The sequence below is a fragment of the Nostoc sp. 'Peltigera membranacea cyanobiont' 232 genome, assembly GCF_002245985.1.
In the GTDB taxonomy this organism is placed as follows: domain Bacteria; phylum Cyanobacteriota; class Cyanobacteriia; order Cyanobacteriales; family Nostocaceae; genus Nostoc.
The window spans coordinates 1-1,620 of the sequence record NZ_NOLK01000374.1; the positions used below are offsets into that span (position 1 = coordinate 1).

General features: G+C 40.7%; 3 protein-coding genes. All 3 read left to right on the forward strand.

What is annotated here, in order from left to right; genetic code table 11:
- Positions 1-226: 226 nt before the first annotated feature.
- Positions 227-607: a hypothetical protein gene (locus tag CDG79_RS40420; protein ID WP_094347029.1), complete on the forward strand. Its 381-nt coding sequence runs from the start codon at positions 227-229 to the stop codon at positions 605-607.
- A 155-nt stretch (positions 608-762) separates the two neighbouring features.
- Positions 763-1,008, forward strand: a complete 246-nt coding sequence (locus CDG79_RS43290) for a hypothetical protein (RefSeq protein WP_189525323.1) — start codon at positions 763-765, stop codon at positions 1,006-1,008.
- A gap of 116 nt (positions 1,009-1,124) precedes the next feature.
- Positions 1,125-1,595, forward strand: a complete 471-nt coding sequence (locus CDG79_RS40425; protein ID WP_094347030.1) for a hypothetical protein — start codon at positions 1,125-1,127, stop codon at positions 1,593-1,595.
- Positions 1,596-1,620 lie beyond the last annotated feature (25 nt).

Below are 1,620 nucleotides of genomic sequence, written 5' to 3' on the forward strand. Positions count from 1 at the left end.
TTGAAGGAGTTAGCACCGCAGAGTTATGATAGTTTGTTGTCCCAATGGAAAGTCCAGCATAAGCGACGACCTAATTTGTGGAAAGCGATGAGAAATTTGGGATTGGATTGATGTAAAGCATTAAGCTCCAGGTCTAAACTAGAAATAAGCGAATTTATGACTGCAACAAATTGAATTTTTTTTAGTCTTTTGAACAGTCGTTTGATTTTTTAAGAAGGTATCTACTATGAATCGAATTCTCAAACGCGCATTTCTACCCAGTTTCATGGCTGCCAGTTTAACTGCAATCTCCTTAGTTCCTCTTCAACCAGCAGCAGCTAACGACCGAATTTTAGGAGATGCAGCCCTTGGTGCTGGTACTTGTGTAGTAACTGGAGCTGCTAGAAGACGTGGTACTGTTTTACGCAATGCTGCTAAGTGTGCTGCGGCTGGTGCTGCCGTCAATTTGGTTGGACGTAAGAAAAAACGTAACTTAGGTAGAGATGCCGGAGTCGGTGCAGCAAGTAGCGCCGGGGTTCGCGCTATTCTTGGCGGGCGCGAAGATGTGGCTGGCGATTTATTAGATGGCGCAGCAGCAGGTGCAGCTATTAATATTTTGAGGAGATAAACTCTCAATTCGTAATCTCTAATTCCGACTTGAGAGTTTACGAATTTATCTTGCAACTTCTCTGGCAGAATTAGAGAAGTTGCTCCCACTTCACTCCCCAACTGGAAACCGCCGCATCATCAAAGCCATTGTTGTTAGACAGCAGGGATTATCTGATGTTGAATCGCAGATTTGGCACAAGGCGATCGCTCTTGCTGTGTACAAGTCTGATCGCTCCTCCTCAAGCGCAATCTTCCAGTTACCGATGCCGATTTAGCCTTTTCAGAACGGTTTTTCAACGGAACTGTTGGGGTCGCTTGAGGGCTGTGGTGGGCGGTAGTAAGGCGATCGCACTGAGCGCATTTTTAACAAAGTTCCACAACACAAGCCAATATAAAAATAAGTTTTTGAGCCAAGGCTAGTATATTTGGTCGTGTAATCGCAATTTTAATTGTTAGTGCAAGAGCTAAGTAGACTGGTTTGTTGTAAATATAGGAGTATCAACTGATTTACTATCTGAGAATTGTAATTACTTTCAATGGATTCCGACTCAATTAAAGAGCTAGAAATAGCCGCTCATGTCTTGACAATTGCGAGAACGCATGGAATTTCTGTTAAAGAAGCTGTTCAGTTATATATCCAAAGGGTGAAATGGGATAAATGGGAAGCCGAACAGCAAAAACAAAGTGATACAAGTTTATCTGACAGTTTAAAAGAAAGACTCAGCCCCCAAAAGTGGAAAGCATTGATGAGCTACGTGCGTCATCATCCTAGTAATGAACAACTGACCCAAGCCTATTATCAAGCTAAACAAGAAGGTAAATTAAAGTTAGCTAAATTATTAGTACCCAAAATTTTTTACTTAAGAAACTCTGATTTTGTTGGAAAAAAGTATTGTGAAGCAGGAGCGATAGTTGAAGCAGAAGAATATGACAATGTAATTTGTCATATTTGGTTATCACCTGTTGAGTGTGAATTTATTTTTCCAAATGAGGTGGAATTTATTTAATTGTTCAATACAGAGATTTATTTGG